The organism is Sphingosinicella sp. LHD-64 (assembly GCF_031157375.1).
Classification (GTDB): Bacteria; Pseudomonadota; Alphaproteobacteria; order Sphingomonadales; family Sphingomonadaceae; genus Allosphingosinicella.
The window spans coordinates 39,425-59,053 of sequence record NZ_JAVIFV010000003.1 but is presented as its reverse complement, the minus strand read 5'-3'; the positions used below and the strand labels follow the sequence as shown (position 1 = coordinate 59,053).

General features: G+C 61.8%; 15 protein-coding genes and 1 pseudogene. 6 read left to right on the top strand and 10 right to left on the bottom strand.

Annotation, left to right across the window (positions count from 1 at the left end; all coding sequences use genetic code 11):
• The first annotated feature begins 126 nt into the window (after positions 1 to 126).
• Positions 127 to 3,225, top strand: coding sequence for a TonB-dependent receptor domain-containing protein (locus RCO27_RS08190; RefSeq protein ID WP_309002188.1), 3,099 nt, complete (start codon positions 127 to 129; stop codon positions 3,223 to 3,225).
• Between the two features lie 150 nt (positions 3,226 to 3,375).
• On the opposite strand, the gene RCO27_RS08185 is transcribed toward RCO27_RS08190, so the two are convergent.
• The 5 genes from RCO27_RS08185 to RCO27_RS08165 all read right to left on the bottom strand — a co-directional run bounded on the left by RCO27_RS08185 (position 3,376) and on the right by RCO27_RS08165 (position 7,964).
• Entirely contained in the window at positions 3,376 to 5,103 is a 1,728-nt protein-coding gene (locus tag RCO27_RS08185; protein WP_309002187.1) for an FAD-binding oxidoreductase, read from the bottom strand.
• 301 nt (positions 5,104 to 5,404) lie between these two features.
• Positions 5,405 to 5,734 carry a DUF3060 domain-containing protein gene (locus RCO27_RS08180; RefSeq protein WP_309002186.1) on the bottom strand — a complete coding sequence of 110 codons (330 nt, stop codon included), beginning with the start codon at positions 5,732 to 5,734 and terminating at the stop codon, positions 5,405 to 5,407.
• 148 nt (positions 5,735 to 5,882) lie between these two features.
• Complete coding sequence (locus RCO27_RS08175) at positions 5,883 to 6,185, bottom strand: hypothetical protein (RefSeq protein ID WP_309002185.1); 303 nt, start codon at positions 6,183 to 6,185, stop codon at positions 5,883 to 5,885.
• A gap of 217 nt (positions 6,186 to 6,402) precedes the next feature.
• Positions 6,403 to 7,584: an ankyrin repeat domain-containing protein gene (locus RCO27_RS08170; RefSeq protein ID WP_309002184.1), complete on the bottom strand. Its 1,182-nt coding sequence runs from the start codon at positions 7,582 to 7,584 to the stop codon at positions 6,403 to 6,405.
• A complete protein-coding gene (locus RCO27_RS08165) occupies positions 7,581 to 7,964 on the bottom strand; it encodes a VOC family protein (RefSeq protein WP_309002183.1) in 384 nt (127 codons plus the stop codon). Before RCO27_RS08165 ends, RCO27_RS08170 begins: the two co-directional genes overlap by 4 nt.
• 389 nt (positions 7,965 to 8,353) lie before the next feature.
• Here RCO27_RS08165 and RCO27_RS08160 point away from each other — a divergent pair, with 389 nt between their 5' ends.
• Complete coding sequence (locus RCO27_RS08160) at positions 8,354 to 9,961, top strand: ferredoxin reductase family protein (protein WP_309002182.1); 1,608 nt, start codon at positions 8,354 to 8,356, stop codon at positions 9,959 to 9,961.
• 411 nt (positions 9,962 to 10,372) lie between these two features.
• Here RCO27_RS08160 and RCO27_RS08155 read toward each other — a convergent pair whose 3' ends face one another.
• Positions 10,373 to 12,388 (bottom strand): amidohydrolase family protein, encoded by a 2,016-nt coding sequence (locus RCO27_RS08155; protein WP_309002181.1) that lies wholly within the window; start codon positions 12,386 to 12,388, stop codon positions 10,373 to 10,375.
• 169 nt (positions 12,389 to 12,557) lie between these two features.
• Between RCO27_RS08155 and RCO27_RS08150 the strand changes: the two genes are divergently transcribed.
• Both RCO27_RS08150 and RCO27_RS08145 read left to right on the top strand, forming a co-directional pair.
• Complete coding sequence (locus RCO27_RS08150; protein ID WP_309002180.1) at positions 12,558 to 13,394, top strand: LytTR family DNA-binding domain-containing protein; 837 nt, start codon at positions 12,558 to 12,560, stop codon at positions 13,392 to 13,394.
• A 457-nt stretch (positions 13,395 to 13,851) separates the two neighbouring features.
• Positions 13,852 to 14,808: pseudogene (locus RCO27_RS08145) on the top strand (PQQ-dependent sugar dehydrogenase); the annotation flags it as partial.
• A gap of 308 nt (positions 14,809 to 15,116) precedes the next feature.
• On the opposite strand, the gene RCO27_RS08140 reads toward RCO27_RS08145, so the two are convergent.
• Positions 15,117 to 15,353 carry a hypothetical protein gene (locus tag RCO27_RS08140; protein ID WP_309002179.1) on the bottom strand — a complete coding sequence of 79 codons (237 nt, stop codon included), beginning with the start codon at positions 15,351 to 15,353 and terminating at the stop codon, positions 15,117 to 15,119.
• A 544-nt stretch (positions 15,354 to 15,897) separates the two neighbouring features.
• On the opposite strand from RCO27_RS08140, the gene RCO27_RS08135 reads away from it, so the two are divergent.
• Together RCO27_RS08135 and RCO27_RS08130 are read left to right on the top strand one after the other, a co-directional pair.
• Positions 15,898 to 16,110, top strand: a complete 213-nt coding sequence (locus RCO27_RS08135) for a hypothetical protein (protein WP_309002178.1) — start codon at positions 15,898 to 15,900, stop codon at positions 16,108 to 16,110.
• 170 nt (positions 16,111 to 16,280) lie between these two features.
• Entirely contained in the window at positions 16,281 to 17,324 is a 1,044-nt protein-coding gene (locus tag RCO27_RS08130) for a rod shape-determining protein (RefSeq protein WP_309002177.1), read from the top strand.
• A gap of 258 nt (positions 17,325 to 17,582) precedes the next feature.
• Here the strand turns inward: RCO27_RS08130 and RCO27_RS08125 are convergent, their stop codons facing one another.
• The 3 genes from RCO27_RS08125 to RCO27_RS08115 all read right to left on the bottom strand — a co-directional run bounded on the left by RCO27_RS08125 (position 17,583) and on the right by RCO27_RS08115 (position 19,614).
• Positions 17,583 to 17,774, bottom strand: coding sequence for a hypothetical protein (locus RCO27_RS08125; protein WP_309002176.1), 192 nt, complete (start codon positions 17,772 to 17,774; stop codon positions 17,583 to 17,585).
• Positions 17,771 to 18,886, bottom strand: a complete 1,116-nt coding sequence (locus RCO27_RS08120; protein ID WP_374990373.1) for a hypothetical protein — start codon at positions 18,884 to 18,886, stop codon at positions 17,771 to 17,773. The genes RCO27_RS08125 and RCO27_RS08120 overlap by 4 nt, the downstream gene beginning before the upstream one ends.
• A 236-nt stretch (positions 18,887 to 19,122) precedes the next feature.
• Complete coding sequence (locus RCO27_RS08115; protein WP_309002175.1) at positions 19,123 to 19,614, bottom strand: DUF2165 family protein; 492 nt, start codon at positions 19,612 to 19,614, stop codon at positions 19,123 to 19,125.
• Positions 19,615 to 19,629 lie beyond the last annotated feature (15 nt).

The window sequence follows — 19,629 nt, the reverse complement described above, 5'->3', positions numbered from 1 at the left end:
TGCATTTTCAAATATAAAGTATATTACTTAGAAAGTTAGTAGTTTAGAATCTTGTCGAGCGCTTAAACAGGGGGTAAGTTCATGAAATTTCACCGCTTGCTCAGATCGAGCGCAGTGCGCCCAGCCATGCTTCTGGGTCTCGCCGCGTTTGCGGCGCCCGTTCACGCACAAAATTCCGAAAATGAGGACGCACCGATCGAAGCGGCCGATGCCGAGGAGGGGGAAGGTACAATCGTTATCACCGGTTCACGTATTCGCCGCGCCGGATTCGATACGCTTGAACCGGCGGTGGTCGTCTCCGACGAGTATCTGGAAACGCGCGGCCTCACCAATGTGGCCGACGCCTTGAACGAAATTCCGAGCTTCGGCGTCGGCGTCACGCCAGAGGGCGGACAGCCCGCTTTCAGCGTAGGTCAGAATTTCGTGAGCCGTTTCGGCCTCGGCTCCGCGCGTACCTTGACCCTGCTCAATGGCCGCCGCTTCGTATCGACGAACGTGCCCTCTATCTTCGGCAGCGGGGCACCGGGCCTTCAGGTCGACCTCAACATTTTTCCATCCGAACTGGTGGACCGGATCGAGAATATCGCGATCGGGGGCGCCCCGACTTACGGCTCCGATGCGATCGCGGGAACCGTCAACGTCATCTTCAAGACGGACTTCGAAGGCCTGCACGCCTCGGTCACCAGCGGCATTACCGAGCGGGGTGACAATTTTCGTGTCAACGCGTCGCTGCTGGGCGGCGTGAACTTCGGCGGCGGTCAGGGCAATGTCACGCTGGCGCTGAGCTACGACCGCGCGGAGGGCGTGCTCGGCGTCGAGCGGCCGATGTTTCGCGACTTCCTCCAAACCGGCACCAATCCGATCTGCGGGTCGGCCCAGGCAAACATTCCCGGCCGCACCCCGGCAACAGACGGGCGCGTCAGTCCCGATGTTCCATGCAATGGTGGCGCGACCGACGGTATTCCCAATTCCGTCTTCATCAGGGACACGCGCATTTTCTCGCTCACCGAGGGCGGTCTTTTGTATCCGCTGACAGGCGCCTTCAACAATGCCGCAGGAGTTCCGAACGGTTTTGGGCCGGGCGGCAATACGCGCCTGCAGTTCGATACGAATGGAAACCTCATTCCCTACAATCCTGGCTTTCCGTTCGGAACGCAGAACGGCAGCGGCGGCGACGGCTTCAGCATAGCCGGGGCCCAGCAACTGACGGCGGATCTCGAGCGCTACACAGCATTCCTTACCGCCCGCTACGACGTCACGGACAACGTCCGCCTCTTCGTCGAAGGCACGTTGTATCGGGCTTATGCAACAGAGCTCTCCGATCAGCCGATTTTCAACGCAACGCTGTTCGGCGGTGTGAGCCAGGTGCTGACATTCTCGGCAACCGACCCGCGGCTCAGCCCGCAGGCCCGGACACAGCTCGCCGCATTGGGCGTTACCGACTTTCGCCTGTCGCGGGCTTCGACCGATCTGGTCGTCAACAACTCCAGCTCGCGTACCGACGTCTATCGCGGTGTTGTCGGGCTGGAAGGCAACTTCGACATTGCAGGCGCCGGCGTGTTCTGGGAAGCGACTGCGAATATCGGCGAGAGCAAAGGCTATTTCGATGCAACCGCTCTCAATCAGCAGAATTTCGTGAACGCGATCAACGTGCGGACCAATGCGCAAGGCCAGATCGTTTGCGATCCTACTCCGGCGCGCAATGTCGCACCGGGCGGCATCAACCCTGTCGTGGATCCACAATGCGTCCCGCTTGACGTATTCGGACGAGGTCGCGCCAGCGCGGCCGCACTCGAATATGTAACGGACCGTACGCGTGCGATTTCGACGCTGCGGCAACAGGTCTACAACGTCAATGCAAGCAGCAACCTGTTCGATCTGTGGGGTGCCGGACCAGTCGGGGTAGCTGTTGGCTACGAGCATCGTTACGAATTTGGCGGGTTCGAACCCGACGAGTTCCAGCGGCTCGGGCGGGGCCGTTCGGTTCCCATCGGTGCGAATGAGGGCTCGTTCAACACGGATGAAGTCTTTGGCGAACTTCTAATTCCGTTGGTGTCGCCGCAGAATGACATCCCGCTAATTTACTCCGCCCAGATGGAAGGCAAGGCCCGCTACGTACACAATACGGTGAACGGCGGCTTCACCGCTTACACGGTAGGGGGGCGCCTCTCGCCCGTCCGAGACATCCAGTTTCGCGGCAACTATACGCGCTCGCTTCGCGCGCCGTCCGTGACCGAACTCTTCACGCCGCTGTCTCCGGCTTTCAATTTCTTCCCTGACCCTTGTGACCGCGCCAATATCGCGCAGGGACCAAATCCGACCGTTCGTCGCCGGAACTGCGACGCATTTTATCAATCCTACGGGATCGTGAACGGCGCAACGACGTTCGATTCCCAGGCGCGCGTAGCGACTATCCCGGTGGTGACTGGCGGCGATCCCAATCTCGAGAATGAAGAGGGCCGCGCCTATACGTTCGGTGTGGTGCTGCAACCTTCCTTCATCCCGCGCTTCCGGGCGGCCGTCGACTGGAACCGTATCCGGATCACCGGAAACATCGCCGCGCTGACGCCGGCGAATATCGCGGAAGGCTGCTATGACAATCCGGACTTCGATCTCAACGATCCGGACAATGGCAATACCTTCTGTACCCTGTTCACGCGCGTGCGCGGCGGCCCCAATAACGGCCAGCTTGTCAATGATCCCGCCAATCCAGGCCTGCGGGGGATATTCGTCAACGGGGCGTTCATCGAGTTCAAAGGCCTGACCGCGGAGGTCAACTATAACTTCCCACTCGATGGCCTCGGTCTCAATGGCGGCCGCATCGATCTTTCTGCGCTGTATTTCTACACGCATCGCCTGCGCTTATCGAACAATGCGGTGACGATCGACCCGAACCAGGGCGAGCTGGCGTCGCCCCGCCACGCCGGCCAGTTCAATATCGGCTTCAGCTATAATGATTTCGGCATCGATCTGCAGGCAAACTATACCGGCGAAGCGAAACTCAACAATCTCAATACGGCGGACTCGCTCGACATCCTCAAAGTCGAGGACGTTCTGATCTTGAACACATCGTTCCGCTGGAGAATCAAGGACGAAACCTTCTTCCGCTTCACGGTCAGCAACTTGACCGACCAGTTGGCACCTTTCCCGCTCAGCACTCAGGCCTTCGGCATTTACGACATGCTGGGCCGGCGTTTCACCGTCAGCCTGGACTACCGTTTCTAGGAAAACGGTCGAAGAGCTTTCGGGAGGCATGCCTTCACCCTCGCTGACGGGGATCCGCTCGATGGCTGCCGGCACGCGGACGGGCACGTGAGACATCACCGGAAATGAATCCTGACTCATCTTTTCATGAGGTTAGCCACAAGTCACATGTCATGATTGCTCGACGCCATTGTGGACCCTGAACAGGTTCGATGGATCATATCGCCGCTTTGCCGCCGATAGGCGGCGGTAATGCTCTCCCCAATATGCCCGTTTCCAGTCTCTCTCGAAATAGTCGGACTCGGACACATATGCCCCGGCATCGGGCACGAGCCGGCGGATCGGTGCCATCGCCTCGGTAACGCGCGCCGCTCGGCGTCGTCCGGTCTCGAGGTCCGGCTCGTGACCGGGAATGCCGGGCCAAGCCGGTGGCGCATCCGCCGCGCAGATGAGCAATGCGAACGCGTTCAGCACTGCTGGATTGGTCGCCGTTTCCCGTGTCCGGGCGAGTGCAAAAGGAGTTCCACCGGCCAGACCCTTGTTCGTGTGCAGCGCCACGCCCCAGATCGAGGAAGCCGCAACGAGCGCATCAACGAGGGCAATTTGCTGATCCACCCCCAGTAGCCGGGCAGGCAACCAGGCGGACTGATAAGCGTGCAGGGTCTGACCCGCCTCACCGAGATTGGCAGCCCAAAAGACGTTGGATGACGGCGCATCCGGCCGATCATCGGGGAGGACGATCCCGGGCAAGGTTTCCAGATAGGCCGGATCCCAGAACTGGCGGCCGGTTGCAGCAATGATCACCGGCTCCCCGGCCATCTCGTAATCATCTCCCCGCTCCCCGATCCAGGCCAGGAACGGCGCCCAGACGGCTTGCGCCTCGTCGCGCCCAAGACCGTGAAACATCATCGAGACCGACAGCTGCCGTCCGGGGCTGAAGCGTATCTGTTCCCCCCAGGCCGGATTGAACAGGGCTTCGGCGTAAAAGGCGATGATTCTGCCCACCAGAGCACGCCAGGCTGCATCCGAGCGCGCCGTTATCGAGGACAGCACGGCGCCGATCGTCGCGGGAAGCTCATGCGTGCGTAGCGTAAGCCGTGTCACGACGCCAAAGCTGCCGCCGCCACCACCCCTCAATGCGAAGAAGAGTTCGGGTTCGTGGCAGGCATTGGCGATGCGCACTTGGCCGTCGGCCGTCACCACCTCCGCTTCGAGAAGATTGGCCGCCCCGGTGCCGAATGCCTTGGAGAGACTACCGAAGCCGCCGCCCAGGACGAAGCCTGCAACGCCAACCGTCAGGCAGCCGCCGCCCTGAACATAGCGGCCGGCTTGCACGGCGACCGCGTCATAGACCTGTCCCCAGATCGCGCCCGCGCCCACCGACACCGCCGGGATGGGTGAGGGATTGGCCGGGCATCCCTGACCCACGAAATCGTCATGCAGTTCGATGGCGCGCATGCGCCGGGTCCAGACGAGAAGTGAACCGGCCCCGTTGGAGTTGCCGAAATAACTGTGACCCCCGCCCTTGACGACGAGACGCATGCCGTGCCGTCGGGCAAAATCGACGGCCGCGGCGATATCCGCAGCGCTTTCGGCGGTAACGGCAAAGTCGCTGGGCTGCGATGTCCACGCGCCGGTCCATCCCAGTGTCTGCGTGAGGCCTGGTTCGTCGCCCAAATAATAGGGGTTATTGATGCGCTCGAACAGCGCTTCGGCGCCTTCACCACCTGCCCGCGCGCAGTCCACCAGGGGCGAGCGGATGCGGATCAACCTATCGCCAAGCTGCGCCGTGAGAGCCGACCAATCCGGCGCGAGGAGGGCGTTCAACGCCAATGCCGGCTGCGTAACGATCGCTGCACCCGCACCGGCCACCGACTTGATGATGGTCCTTCTTCGCAAAAGACGTCTCCTTGATTGGTGCGATATCTTTGCGGCGACCGGTGGCGCCGTCTCGATTCTGAGGAGCCGCTGGACCTCCCACCTCCCGGCGACCGGATCATCCTATTTCACCCACCCCGGCGCCCATCACGTGCAGTGGACGATCTCACCGGGGGCGGAATACCGGACATTCTGACATCCAGCTTCGATGAGCCCAGCGCGACGCGTCTGGTCGGATGCCGGATGGAGCGAGGAAACGGTTCTGCCGGATTCCCAGGTCGGGTGGCGGCGGCTGGACAACGCACCCGCCGGTCTCGTCCGGTCATCGAGAAGGTACCCGGGCCACCGTATTTCCGACGCCGGTTCTGGAGATACGCGGCGAACGTCCATCCATTCGTTCGCGCCAGGTCACGCGATTCATCGCGCCCGATACTTCGATGGACAACACGCGTTCGATCACCACGATATTGCCGGCGCCGGTCACGGATACCTTTCGACACGGGCCCCGGACGCCGAGGTCGTTGCGAGCACCAACGACCTCGATCGTCCCGCCCCGGCAATCCAGAATTGCCTGGCGGTTCGAGCCTGTAAACCGGGCCTGCGCCGCAACGCCGGCGCTCGAGACCAGGAGGCAGCTCGCCAAGATCGCCAAGAGGCATCCACGCATCGAGATGCTCTCATGAACATGGTTTTCATGGGATGATTGCTCTGTTCTCAAGCGATCCAGGACCTTGTTTCGCCGGGGCCGATGAAGCTGTTTTCATGTCCGTATTGGGGAGCAGCCTGCTCGCACTCTGCCGTCAAGGCGTACACGCGACTGTCACCTGCGCGCGGAAGTTGCGATTGCGCGTTGGGTTTGGGCCGGGGAATATCCGAGGCTCGCCGACGAGCCGGCACGTGAAGAGTTGATAAGCGCTGGCGGACGCCTCGGCGTCCCAGAATGCGCTTTGCACGGCAACCTCGATCGTGGGGCCAAAGCCCGCGCCCTCGAAGAGCATCCCGCTTTGCGCGCCGATTGCTGGCGACGAGGCTGCAAGAAGGCAGGAAAGCGCCGCGGCGATGCTCAGCGGCGCGCGGTGGCGGTGAACCAGATGCACGTTCATTTGACTCGCCTTTCCATCATGCCCGCCGGGACATGAGCGTAGCGCCCCAGCGGGTCGTTGCCACACCGGTGCCCCGAGCGGCAGACGGCTGGCCAGGATCGTGGAGGAGTATCCACGTATCGAAGACAAATAAATTAAGAATACACTTTATAATATTGCTACTTTATTTGCAAGCACTGCCGCCTACCGCAAAGGCGCGGATGCACCCGTTCCGCGGCTAGGGGATCGGCTGGTAGAAATTGATCGCGACGCCGTCCGGGTCGCGCACGCAAAACTCCCGTTGCCCGTAGAAGGCGGTGTGGAGATCCTGCGCGAACGCGATGTCGGGCCTTTCATCGGATCGGCCGGCGAGAAAGGCCTGCCCGCATTCCAGCTGACGGCGCCTCAGCAGGGCGTACAGGTCATCGATGCGTTCGGTGCGGATCCACAGGCTCATGGGAGACGGGGCGTCTGCGCCTCCAGGATCTACGGCCGAGATCATGATCTCCGCTTCCCCGAAGCGCAGGAATGCCCAATCGATCCGGCCGACGCCGCCGTGGCTGCCGGCCAGTTCGAAACCCAAAGCGCGATACCAGGCGAGGGTCGTGTCCATGTCCGTCGCCGCGAGCATGGGGGTCACGGGGCCGACCGAAGCGCCGAAGGAGGAAGGCGCCTCCGCCGGAGTCTCCGGGGGCGGTGGGAGCCTGACGCCGGCGTCATGCAGGATCCGCATGGCCTGCCGGTCGCCGCGCAAGGTCGCCAGGACGAGCGGCGTTCGGCCTTTGGCGTCGGCGGCGTTGGGATCCGCGCCGAGTTCGATCAAGAGCTCAAGCAGATCGTAGTGGCCGCCGGTCCTGAACCGGCCGCCGACCAGACCATCGGGTGGCGCGATCACATAATGGAGCGCCGTCTGCTCCTGCTCAGACGGCGCCAGTCGCCTCTGGAGGGTGCCAGGATCATGCGCGACGACCTCTCGCAGCAGTTCGGGGTCGGCCAAGGCGATCGCCGAGAAGACGTGGTGCCCAGCGCCGCGCGCGACCAGGAGGTCCACGATCTCGCGCCGGGGCTCGTCGAAGCAGGTCGCCCAGCCAATGACCTCCAGCGCATGAATGTCGCCTTCGCCCTGCACATCGGAGCCGGCGTCGAGCAGCGCCCTGACGGTCTCGAGATTTCCACCGCTCGCTGCGTAGTGAAGAGGGAGTGCATTGTCGCTCTCGTCGCGAGCATTCGGTTCTGCCCCGAATTCGAGCAGCAACCGCACGGCTGGCGGTGAGGCAATGGCGAGGTGAAGCGCCGTGGCGCCGGCCGCGTCCCGCGCCCGGACCAGCATGGGATCGCGGCGTAGCATATCGCGCAGGCGTTCGACATCCCCGCTGCGGGCAGCTGCGAAGATGCCGTTTCTCCGGAATCGACGGATCACTTCTCCTCCCAGCCGAAGTCGTAGAACACACGAAAAACATTCCCGTCCATGTCTCGCGCAAAAAATTCGTAGAGACTGTAAGGCTTTGCCTCCGGAGAGCTCGAGATGCTCACTCCCGCGTCCGCCCATTGTTTGTAGAGCGCGTCGACCTCGGTACGGTTGGGCAGATTCAACCATAGAACAATCGGTCTCCGATTGCCCAAGGCAGATCGGTATTCGATCGCGCTCAGAAATATCCGCGACTCATCACGCGAAAGCCCGGCGAGGCCAAGCTCCTCGTCTGACCAGTCCACTGTGAAACCGAGCTGGTCTCGATAATAGACAAGCGCTGGCGCCAATCTGACAACAGGGACTTCTGGACAAATGGAAGGAAATTGCATGTCAGGACTACCTCACTCGCAACCTTCGCAGGCGTCTGCGCCATATGTCAGAATCCGGGGCCAGCCAACTCCCTGCGTTGACGAACGCTTCGACTTCCTCGACCCCGCCTCACCACACACCACTCGAAGCCAACCGGTTGGGACCGGTGGTTATCCTGGGCGGCGGCGGGAGGAAACGAAGCAACGCACGTTCTTCTGAATCACAAGATCAGCCTTCAAGCCATCAACCAACACGCCGAAACTGCATAACGCAAGCCTTGCCTTAATAAGGCATATCGTTGAGAATGAGGTCGCAGGCAAGCGCTTTCGGACACTTCGGACTCTTGTGTTAGCCTTGCCGGCGTTGCGGATCGCCAGGACGAGACCTGCAGAAGGGCGAACAAACAGCGATGTCTGAGGAACCAAGTCCGCACCGCCAGCTCCCGCGGCGCCCATCAAGCGAGCACCTGCGCAAGCAGGCCAAGCGTCTGGCGAAGAACGAGGACTTGGCGCTCAATGCCGCCCAACGGAAGCTCGCGGCTCAATATGGTGCGCCAAGCTGGGCCGCCCTCATGCAAAACGTGGAGCAGGTCCGCAAAACCCAGCGGCCGAGGCTCAGCATAGCAATACCGAAGCTGGCTTCACCCCGTAGCCGCAATTTCGGCCTCTATCTGATGCTGGCTTTGGCTGCCTTGCCTGTGTTCCTGCCCTATTTCATCATACCGGCGCTGCTGGACAATTTCCGTGATCTTGGCCGGGCACTCGACCTCAAGGGGCGTGGCCTGGCCACCATGGGTCTGGCGCTGTTCGCGCTCAATCTGGTGCTCGTCGCCAGGTGGAAGCTCATCGAGCGATGGATGATCCCGCTCGATCAGCAATATCGCGTCCATCATCTGGTCGGCGGTCTGGCCCTGATCCTGCTGGTGCTCCATCCACTGAAGATGGCGCTCAGATATGCGCCGGAATCCTGGACCGCGACCGCGCGCTTCCTGTTCAACATCTCGGTTTGGCAGAACCTCCTTGGAATGGTCGCGCTCGGCCTGCTTGTCACCTTGCTCGGAATTACGTTCTTTGCCCGGTGGAGATACGAGACCTGGCGGCTCTCCCATCAATGGCTGGCACTCCCCTTCTTCATTGGCGGCCTGCATGGGCTCATCAATGGACTGAACCCGATCTTGGGGGCTTATGTGCTGCTCGGCGCAGCAGCCCTGTTCTGGCGCACGATCCTGAAACTCTATCGCAGACACGAACACGTGTTCGCGATTGAAGCGGTGCGCGCGGTGACCGGGAGCGTTGCCGAACTCAGCCTTCGGCCCATTGGCAAGATGCCGAGCTTCGCACCGGGTCAGTTCGTGTTCCTCGATATACGACTGCAGGGCATGGCCGGCCGGCCGCATCCGTTCTCGATCTCCTCCGGTCCGGGCGACGACCACCTTCGGTTCGGTATCAAGTCGCTCGGGGATTTCACGCGCACCGTGCCCTGCCTTCCACCAGGCGCTGTGGTGCGCGTGGAAGGGCCATTCGGCGGTTTCAGTCATCTGGCGATCCGAAATCGGAGGCAGCACTGGATCGCCGGTGGCATCGGCATCACTCCGTTCCTCGCGATGGCGAGGCATTTGGACGAAACCGAAGATCGGACCTACGACGTCGATTTGCATTATGCCATCGGCGACGAGGGCGAGGCCGCATTCCTGGCCGAGCTGTCCGAGATTGCAAGGCGCAATCCCAACTTTCGCGTCCGTCCAAATGTCGGCCACCTCTCTGTCGAAACCCTGCAACTCGGCGGGGTCGACATCGCCGAGACCGACTTCCTACTATGCGGACCGCCGCTCTTTATGGCTGAGATCGGCGCGCAATTGCGGTCTCTCGATGTTAGCTCCAAGCACATCCATTTCGAAGACTTCACCATCCGCACCGACGAAACCCGCGCTCCGGTGATGAAGCGCGCGGTTGCGGCCGCGCTGATCCTGGTGGGGCTTTCAGTAGCCTTCATCCTGATCCGAAGCGAATTTATCTAGCAAAGGCGATGATCTGATGTGGCGCTTTAGAATCCCACGTCTCAGGGCCGCTCCGCGAGTTCTTCCCTTTTTCAATGCGGGAGGTGGATTGGGATGAGCGCTTCATAAACGATGCTCAGCGGAGGCTCTTCGACGCGCACCGCTAATGTCCGCTCCCCACCCCCATCAGCCTTCGCGACCTCGCGCCAGGCAGGCGAAAAATTGGCCGAAAGCGGACTTTCCTCGCCAGACATAAACAGCGCCAAAAAAGAGGAGTGCGATTACTGACGCCGTATTTGCCAGGACAACGTCGCACGGGAATAGGCCGCACCGGGATACCATGCGTCCGCATCAGAAGGCCAGATCTGGTTCTTTCTAGGCGGCATTTTCTATCGGCTGATGCAACCCTGATCGTCCGGGCCGGCAGCGTCGTCAATTCCCGCTTCCGATCCCAAAGTCACTCAGCAGAACTGCCGGATCAAAGAGCACCCCGTCGCGCATCACCAGGGCGACATTACGCACATCGCTGATCCTCTCCGCGGGTGCGCCCACCACGAGTACGAGGTCCGCCAGTTTGCCCGGCGCGATCGAGCCAAGCTCTACGTCCCTTCCTGCAATCCGGGCTGCGCCCAGGGTTGCAATATGGAGCACGTCCGGGGGAGGAATTCCGGCCATTTCATAGAGCTCAAGTTCGCGATGATAGGTGAACCCCGCCATTGCATCGGTCCCGGCCACCAGCGGAACGCCGCTATCGAATAGCGCCCTCAGCAGGCCGAGCATGGTTTGGAAGGAAGCCGCATTGCGTTGCACCTCCGCCTCATTCTGCGCGAGTCCGGCGCTGCGTGACGCGCGCTGGACCACCGGCGGCAAACGGTCGATCACAGCTGCCAAGGCCGGATCGGGCCGGCCTTGTCGACCGAGGAGGTGACTTTCGTAGAGGTTCATCGTCGGGTCGACAACCGTTCGCCGCGCTCTCAGGAACCGGATGAACTCGCCAACCTGCGGAGACCCGGGATCAAGCTCCCAGGCATGTTCCGCGATCGCAGTGATCCGGCTGATCCCGTTCGTTCGCTCGTTGATGTCCGGCCCCATGAAATTCAGCGCTGTGAAGTTCAGATGATGGACTTCGTCGAAGCCGGCTTCGACCACCTGGCGCATCGTCATGTTCGCCGGCACGTGCCCGCTGAGCCTCAGGCCGAGGCGGCGAGCTTCCTCGACGGCCACCGGGATGAGTGCCGGATCCAATGAGGAGTAGAGCTTGATGTGACGATAGCCGTGATCCGCATAGTTGCGCATCGCAGCACGCAGCTCCTCGGCGTTGGCCGCATAGACCCGGATCGGCCCCGCGAGCGGACCGGGGCCGTCGATAAAGCCGGCCAGCGTCATCCGTGGGCCGGCAAGATCCAGCGCGTCGAACCGGCGCTGGCGTTGCAGAGTCTCCTCCATGCTGTTGCCAAGATCGCGCACCGAGGTGACGCCTGCCGCCAGATGCAGCAATCCCTCGCGGTTCGAGGTGATATGGGTGTGCATGTCCCAGAAGCCGGGCAACAAGGTCCGGCCGGCGCCCTCGATGATGATCGCATCTGCCGGCGCCGTGATTTCTCCGTCGCGCGCGACCGTCTCGATGCGCTGCCCGCGCACGACGACGGTCATGTGCGCCCGCATGCGCCGATTTTCCGCATCGTAAAGAGAGACGTTGCGAAACAGGATGGGGCCCAGTGGCCGGCGCATCAGCGCCGGGGACCGGGCGAGATCACGTGCTTCCAGGGCCTCTGTCTGAACACGCACGATCTCGCTCGCCAGCTCCACGGCATCGCGTCGAACCGTGACAAACCAGCTGCTGCCATCCAGAAGCAATTCGCCCTGATCGTCGAGCCAGATCGGGCTGGGTTCAAGGTCAATGCCGGTGATGAGGAAGAGACGGGCTCGTCGCGGAGCTCCGCTCAACAGGAACGTCCGTTCCATCACCGGTTCAAGCCGCGCTTCACCCGCCGGCAGCAGGGAAAGCCTTCGACCGGGCGCTCGCAGCAGCGCGCGTGCCAGGATGGCGAGATGCTCCGGCGCGTAGTCGCGGGCAAGATAGAAACCGCGCGTGGACGAGCTGCCGCTGTCGTTCGTCGCGCGCCATGTTGCGGAGGCTTGTCCCTGCTCGAAGCGCTCGGCCACCTCCAGCTTGTAGTAGTCGACGCCGTTCACGCTGAGATTTGCCGGAATCAGATCCGTGTCCAATGCCACGCGCGAGCGCAAGTCCGGCCCACGCCCCCGATCATTGAAGCGATAGCTGATCTCGCGGTGCGTCGGCGTTACCGTCACCGACATCTCGCCACTGGGCACGCCTGAGGCCAGGACGACATAATCAGCAGCCCAACTGACCTGGCCTGCGACGAGAAACGCGAGTGCCATGCAAATATGCCCCATCCGGCCGATCAATCGCATCACGTGTGTCATCTCCCGCTCCCCGTCTGTACCGTTGCCGCGAAATCGAATTGCGTTTCGTTTCCATTGCTTGTTTCATGACAACCCGGCCCTGTCGGCGCGTGAATGACAGGACCGAAAGCTAGGTTCCGCGCCACTGGCTTGGCGACGGCCGGTAGAGAAAATTCGACGGGCGGTAGATATGATCTCACGCATTATCTGGAGAGAATATGACGCTGGCGCCGGTGCGAACCTGCGCTGGCTGATTCTCGGCGGACTGGCCATCTGGGTCACAGCCTATGCGAGCCTGAATTTTGGCTTGCTGACCAATCCGATCGACCATCCGTCGGAACGGATCCTGCGCCGCATCGTGACATGCACGGCGGGCTTCTTGCTATGCCTCGCGATGGCGCCTTTTCTTTGGCGCGCCCGTTCGAGGCCGCTTGCCGAACGGATCGGCATCGCGCTCGGGGTGAGCGCCTGCGCCTATCTTGCCCACCTTATCGTCAGGCTCTGTGTCTTTCACCTTTACCGCCCATTATGGGGGCCGCTCGATTTCGAGGTCGTTCTCACCGGGCTGCAAGGGGCCGATTGGACGTTCGCGCTATGGGCCGCGCTATGTCTGTTGCTGTTCGGCGAAACGCGGAGCGCCGCGCCGTGCCAGGATCCCCCGAGCGCCCCCTTTCCAGACTCCGCGACATTCTGGTCGGGCGAGGGACGATGGCGGGTCAAGGTTCCGCTCGACGAGGTGCTCCTGTTCGAGGCCGAGCGTGATTATGTGCGCCTGCACGTCCCGGGAAAGCATTATCTCGTGCGAGGCAGACTGAAGGACCTGGCGGCAGGCCTTCCCAATGACCGATACTTGCAGGTCCATCGCTCGGCGATCGTGCGACTGGCCGCGATCGAAGGCATTCAGCGAGCCGGCTCCGCGTGGCGGGTTCGTCTGAGGACAGGACTTGAGGCGCGAGTTAGTCGGCCGATGGGGAAGGTTGTACGGCAAAAGCTCGCCGCTGAGGCCTCAGGAGGTGAGTCCGGCTGAGGATGGCAAGCGTTCCAGTCGCAACGGACAGAATTGCTGCTGAGATGTAGAGTGGCGCCATTAGACTGCGACGTCTTCAGGTGGGCGCGGCCGTCATTTCGGTCGATTGATATGCTAGCGGATTGCCGCTGTGGCCGCACCGGCACGTCTTCGACATGACTGAATGCCCATCTTGCCTTGACCTAGTCGGATCGAGGCATTCACTGTCGCAAAACGGCGATACAGTGTTGGACGTGATTGTCTCAAGGTAATTGGGGGCCGCATCAGCGCCCTCCGCGCGGAAGGAGTAGAGAATGATTCTGCTTGCCCTTGCCTTGGCGTCAACTGCGCCTTCGTCCACGCCGATAGAAACGGTCACAGTCGCGTCCGGGCTTCGCCATCCCTGGTCGTTGGCATTCCTGCCGACGGGTGACTTCCTCGTCACTGAAAAGGATGGGGCCTTGTTCGGGTCACCAGCGACGGAACGAAATTTCCGGTTAGCGGCTTGCCGGCGGATCTCGACAATGTCCGACAAACCGCCAGCGACAACAGCGGCCTGTTCGACGTGGTGCTTCATCCTGACTTCTCGCGAAATCGAACGCTCTACTTCACCTACACTGCCCGGGGTTCAGGCGGCACCACGACGCGCCTCGCGACCGCGCGGCTTGTCGACGATCGGCTGGTGGACGTTACCACCCTCTTCGACGCAACGCCCTACACTGCCGAGCGCTATCATTATGGTGGCGGCCTCCTGATCGGCCGCGACCGTCATATCTATATGACGGTCGGCGAGCGCCATTTTCATGAGTGGGACAACCCGCCGTTGCCGGTCGCCCAAGATCCGTCCAGCCGGCATGGCAAGGTCTATCGATTCACGTTGGAGGGAGAGCCGGCTCCCGGCAATCCCAGTTTCGGGCCCGAAGGTGTGCCTGGACTTTATGCGATGGGCATTCGTGCATCGCAAGGACTTGCCCAAAATCCGGACAGCGGACGCATCTGGCTGACCGAACACGGTCCGACCAGCGGCGACGAAATCAACCTTCTCATCCCGGGCGCCAATTATGGCTGGCCGGTGCAGACCAGTGGCCGCTACCGCAATGCCGAGTATCGACCCGCGCAGACTCTTCCCAACACAGTCTATACCGCGCCTGTGTGGTCATGGGCCGATCGGACGGTCGCCCCGACAGGTCTCACGGTCGATACCGGACCGGCATTCCCCGAATGGAGGGGTGACCTGATCATAGCCGGACTGGCGGGTGGAAACCTGATGCGGGCTGATCTCGAAGGCGGGCAGATTGTTGGCGTCGAGTATCTTATGACTGATACGCCGGTGCGGCTGCGTAATGTAAAGCAGGCGCCCGATGGCACGCTCTATCTATTGACTGACGAACAAGACGGCCGAATTTTGCGCTTGGCGCGCCAAACTCAACATTAATCGGCTGTGTGTGAATGGAACGGGCGGTGAGAATCCGCGTAGGAAAAGCTGTAATCGTCTCAGTTGGCGCCTGGGCCGCCCTTCTCCGCCTATTCTCGGTCTTAGTAGTTTCGCGTGACCCAGCGGATCCGATTTTGGCCGAGAGCGGACTGGCATATTTCGAACGACCCGCGCCGGATAACAGACGTTCATGCGAATACCGGCTCACCCGCCTGCTCCCTGTGCGGCAGTTCAGAAGGCGCGTCTATATGGCGGAGCGGAGTTGCCAGCGACCAAGTCCGGTCATACGTATTTCGGACCGACGAGCTTTACCCGCTGGCCCCGCGATATCCGCGATTCAGGCGCGTCTGCATGCGCGTGACGGGGCCGGTCAGGAGCTTCGGGCCATAGGCTTTCGCGATCGACGCGGTATCCGTGGCGTTGTTGAGAACAATCCGGGTTCCGCCCGAGTGCAGGCGTTCGATCATGCTGATCTGGATGCCGAATTTTTCGCAGGTGACGACGATATCGCCTTCTGCGGCGTTGATGTTGAGCGCACGCGACATCCAGGTTCTCCGACAAGCGTGTTGAAACGATAAGACGCTGACGCAGGGCATCTGCGCCGCGTGGGTGCACGGTTCAGATCGAGACCGGCCGCACCGTCGCGACAGGCCGGGCTCTTGATCATCTCCCCGCTGCATTTGGTGCCATGGGTAACGAAGTGGACCGCATCCCAGTGGCTGTTCTTGAGATACGCGACATGGTGGGCGAGCCTCGCCTCTGAAGCTGCCGCTTTGCGCCGGCGGCCGATCCGGTAGATCTTTTCCATGAAGTGTCACATCCTCCGAGCAAGCGGGAGCACGGAGCGTCTCTCAGTCACGGGCGGCTTGCGGGGGCGCAGGTGATTTCCTGTATCTAGCAGGTGCGCGACGACATAGCGATCTTAATCGCGGTCACTGACCCGAAGCGACATTGGAGGCCGGATGGCCAGATCAAATTGGCCGCCAGCTTTGGTTTGCTGAGGCGCGTCACGATTTGCTTCGGAGCAGATCTTAATCTCTGACGCCCAAGCCTGTGCTCTTCAATCCTCGAACCCAATGTTGGGAGCTGATGTCCTACTATCTGGTGAAATTCCATACCAAGGCGAAATCGAGGCAGGACGCACCCGAGAAGTTGATGATCGAAGGCATCGGCCTTGCCAGCGCCAAGGAGCGCGCTGACGAAGCCGCCCAGCGTGCCGGCGGTGGTAAGGCGGTTCTTCAGTTGTTCAATGAAATCGGTCTTGTCGCGACCCGCACGGGGGACGGGATCTGGAGCACCTAGCCCGGTCCGTGGAGAGGCTTCGCGTCCGGTATGGGTGCACGCCATCGTTGCCGGTCAATTGACTTGGCCCCACAGACGGCTCACAGGACGACCCCCCTGGTGCCTCCCCTCCGGCGTCCGAGCGCGGGCGCGGCGCTGTTGCACCGATGCCGCCAGGATATCCCGCCAACATGGTCTTCAGCCGCCTGTTCAAATTGACGTCGCGGGATCTGGCGATCGACCTCGGCACGGCGAACACGGTCGTCTACGTGCGGGGCAGCGGCATCGTGCTCAACGAGGCGTCGGTGGTCGCGCTCGAGACGATCAACGGCGTGAAGCGCGTGAAAGCCGTGGGTGACGGCGCCAAGCTGATGATGGGCAAGACGCCCGACAGTATCGAGACCGTCCGGCCGCTGCGCGACGGCGTGATCGCCGACATCGATGTCGCTGAGCAGATGATCAAATATTTCATCCGCAAGGCACATGGCGGAACCAGTCGCCTGCCGCGCTGGCCGGAGATCGTGATCTGCGTGCCGTCGCGTTCCACCTCGGTCGAGCGCCGGGCCATCCGCGACGCCGCCTCCAATGCCGGCGCAGCGCAGGTGTGGCTGATCGAGGAGCCGATGGCGGCCGCGATCGGCGCCGGGATGCCGGTGACCGAACCGATCGGCGGCATGATCGTGGATATCGGCGGCGGCGGCACCGAGGTCGCGGTCCTCTCCCTGCGCGGACTGGCCTACAGCAATTCCGTGCGCGTCGGCGGCGACAAGATGGACGATGCGATCAGCTCCTCGATCCGGCGGAACCATAACCTGCTGATCGGCGAAGCGACCGCCGAGCGGATCAAGAAGGAAGTCGGCACGGCGCGAATCCCGGCCGACGGAGAAGGGCTCACCGTCCACATCAAGGGCCGTGACCTCGTCAATGGCGTGCCCAAGGAGATTGCGATCACCCAAGCGCAGATCGCCGAGGCGATCAGCGAGCCGGTCGCCCGCAACGTGGAGACCGTGCGAACCGCGCTGGAGAATACTTTGCCGGAACTCGCTGCCGATATTGTCGACAATGGCATCGTTCTGACAGGTGGCGGCGCGCTTCTGCGGGATATCGACAAGGTGTTATCCGATGAAACCGGCCTGCCGGTGGTGGTCGCCGACGATCCCCTGACCTGCGTGGCCCTCGGCGCTGGGCGCGCCCTTGAGGACCCAGTCTATCGCGGTGTGCTGACCACCGCGTGACGGCCACATTCCGAAGCCGCGACCCACGCGACGGCTAAGGCAGTCTAGTCGTGGTCCGGATGCCGGCGCAGCTCCGGCGCTTCGCGGGCCGGCTGGTCCGGACGTCGCTCGAAAGCTCCGCCGGCGCCGAGATCCGTTCGTTTGCGGCCACCAATGCAAAGGGAGGTGCCGCCGCCCAGGCTTCAGCGAAATCAATCCATCACCTATGTTTCTATTGCGTAACTTGTGGCCGAGGCCTCGACTTACTCCGCGCGCAAATCAGGCGGCTTTGGCGAGGAGGGGCACGATCGCTCGCGCGGCGATGTCGTCAAGGCTCTCGGTAATCCAGCGTGAATAGTGCTTCTCGATTATCGCCACGGATGTGTCATGCAGGGCGGCAACGAGTCGGATCGGGATGCTTGCCCTGATCGCGCGGACGATGGAGCTATGGCGCAACGCATAGGGGATCACGCCTGGAACCCCGGCTGCTTCGGCCACCACCGTTGCATTTCCGACGGGGTTTTCCAGGGCGCGCGAGAAACGCGTATCCATTTTGTCGGCGAGACCTGCCGATATCGCCAGCGCAGCAGCAGCGGCTCGTTCGGACCCCTGTTCTCAACGTGGGAGCGAAGCGCCGCCACTACATCTTCACCCACCTGCACACGAATGTGCGGTCCAATCTTCTTTCCGCGCCCCTTCCTTGACGGCGGGACGAATACGCAGTTCCGGTCAAGTTCAACATCGCGCACGAACATTCTGACGACCTGCGAGAAGCGCGCGCCCGTCGCCGCGAGAAGGATCGCGAGAATCGAGTTGTCTCCGTCAGAATCTTGATCTTGCACTGCCGCGAGTATCTTCCTGATCCTCTCGTCCGGCAGAACTTGATTGCTCCTCGCGACGGATTCGCTCGCTGCGTCATCCGCGAAAACGGGGCGACAACCGAACTTTACCGTGACGGGGAAATCTCGCGGAAGCGCCTTACGATGTTCGGCATAGATGTCATTGAGTGCAGCTTTGAGCTCGGAGAGCACGCGCAGCTTGCTCGAACCCCTCGCGCAGGAAAGCCTCCGCTGCCAGCTGCGCAAGTGCGCCTCGTTCAGATCGCATAGCTTCACGCCGCTAAGTTTTTGGTCGGCCAAGACATGCGAGTTCAGCTTGAACGATGCGGTGGATCGAGCTTTTCTGCCGACCCGCGCGGTCTCCCGAGCATCGCGCATTTCGATATAGGCGATAACCGCGTCTGCAACGGTCATGTTTGGATCAAGATCGCCGTCTCCGCCGGCTTCCTGGAGCGCGAACCAACTGGTCGCTGCATCCAGCGCCTGCTTCCAGTTCAGAATGGTCGAACCGTTCGCCTCGCAGCCGTCGTCGGCATCGCCGATTGATTTGCGAACCGCCGGACCCGCAGATCCCGCTTCTCGATAGCGAGCGATCCACGTCCCGCGCCGGGTTCCACGGTAGTAGCCGAGGTGGCACCCTTCGGAAATCGTGCGCCAATAGGGGTATTGACGCGGCGTCAGGCGCGCGCGAACGCTGCGCTCGTGAATTCGAAATTCTTTCGTGACTCCTGCCATCAAAAGCACCGAAACGTATTCAATACGTATTAAACATGCGGCCACAAACGTGCCCGTACCTTGATGGCAAATCTACCGCTAAGTCACTGAAAAATCAATGTTCCATGGGTGTCCATTGTTGTTCAAAGGGTCCGCTTTCACGGCTGAAACACGGGTTCGATTCCCGTAGGGGTCACCAGTCTTTTTCGGGACCTGGCGTCCGAGCGATGCGGGCGATCGGTGTGTTTCGCTGGCCTCGTTCGATGTCAACCGACGGGCAGATTGACGACGATGATGGCGGCGAGGCCCACGCACAGCAGTACGAAATGGGTGATCTGGGCGTTCTCCTGTTTGACATAATAGGCGAACCAGGCGCCTCCCCACGCCATGACGAAGATGAGCATCAGGAAACCCGTAAGCGCAAAAGTGGCGCCGTTCGCCGCCTCGGCGGCGGCGATGGAGCCATTGAGAGCACTCAGCAAGGCGTAGGCCGCCGCCCACAGGGCCAGGGCGACGACGATCTCGATCGCGAGCACCAGGCCGAGGATCGCCTTGTGCCAGGACGGCGAGGTCACGCGCCGGGAGAGCAGCGGTGTCTCGATCGCCGGCGGCTCCTCGAACAGTCGCATGCTCATCATGAGACCGATGGCGGCCGCCCCGCCGGCAAAGTTGCGCGCGTTGTTGAGGACGATGATGCTGAGCCAGACGGCAAGCCCGCCAATCAACACCAGCTTCGACAGCAGGAGCGGTTCGAGCATGGCTCAACCTCCTCG